This window comes from Alcanivorax sp. HI0044 (genome assembly GCF_001634945.1).
Window position 1 is genome coordinate 1 of sequence record NZ_LWEZ01000248.1, and the last position, 1,052, is coordinate 1,052.

The following is a 1,052-nucleotide window of genomic DNA, read 5'->3' on the forward strand; positions in this document are numbered from 1 at the left end:
ATGCCAATGCCTATTTGCAGTTGCTGGGCCACACCGTGGCGGCGTGGATGTGGTTACGCCAGGCTAATGCAGCAGTCACGTTGAGCGACCCTGACGATGCGGTTTTTGCGAAAGGAAAATTGCAGGCTGCCCGTTACTTCTTCCGCTGGGAATTGCCCCGGGTGGAATGGGATGCGCAACAGCTGATTAATGGCGACGACACCTTTATGGAGATGGATCCAAGCTGGTTCTGATTATGTTCTGATTACGGCCTTGTCGTGATCACTGGATTAACCGAGTGTGCCTATCGTCATCAGGCTCGGGACCTGCCATTGGCAGGAGAAGCTATGACGGTATTTTTTGAGCCCCCGCCAGGGGGCTTTTTTTTTGCCGTCTTTTTGCCGCTCTGCGGCCACAACGGAGTTCACACAACACGCAACACCAGGGTCTCGCCGTGCTTGCTCGTTCTTGTTGGTGACACAAAACAGTCATATAGTCGTCATCAATTGCGAGCGACACATTGAGCGGGGAATTAACGTGAAAAAAATGCTACTTGCGGCTTCGGTCGCCACGGCCATGTTGCCTGTGGGGGCCATGGCGGCGCCGACCTTCTATGGCAAGCTGAATCTTAGCGTGGATAAAACCAGTGATTATCCGGAGGGCGCCCTGGTCTTTAGCCAGGATGATCTGTCCGACGCCTGGTTTGTGTCCAGCAACAACTCCCGGCTGGGGGTGAAAGGCGAAGAGCCGCTGTATAACGACAGCCTGTCGGTGATTTACCAGATGGAAGTGGGTTACGACGCGGACGGTGATAGCAGCGCCACCTTTTCCACACGCAACAGCTTTCTGGGCCTGGGCACCCAGGTGGGCAAGATTTTCGCCGGCCGTTACGACAGCGTGGTGAAACTGGCGGAAGGCAAGATCGACCAGTTCAACGATACCGTGGCGGATATGGACACCGTCTTTCTCGGCCAGCGCCGTAACAGCAATAGCCTGAACTGGGAAAGCATGGACCTGGGCGGCATTGTGGTGAGGGCCCAGCTGGCGCCGGGTGAAGACGATGTGGTGGTCGG

General features: G+C 56.0%; 2 protein-coding genes. Both read left to right on the forward strand.

All coding sequences use genetic code 11. The features are described from left to right. Positions 1-233 (forward strand): acyl-CoA dehydrogenase C-terminal domain-containing protein (locus A3730_RS03145; protein ID WP_197477252.1); only part of this gene is annotated, 233 nt, incomplete at its 5' end. Between the two features lie 292 nt (positions 234-525). Continuing rightward, positions 526-1,052, forward strand: a 527-nt coding sequence (locus A3730_RS03150; RefSeq protein WP_231883825.1) for a porin, incomplete at its 3' end; no start/stop codon positions are given.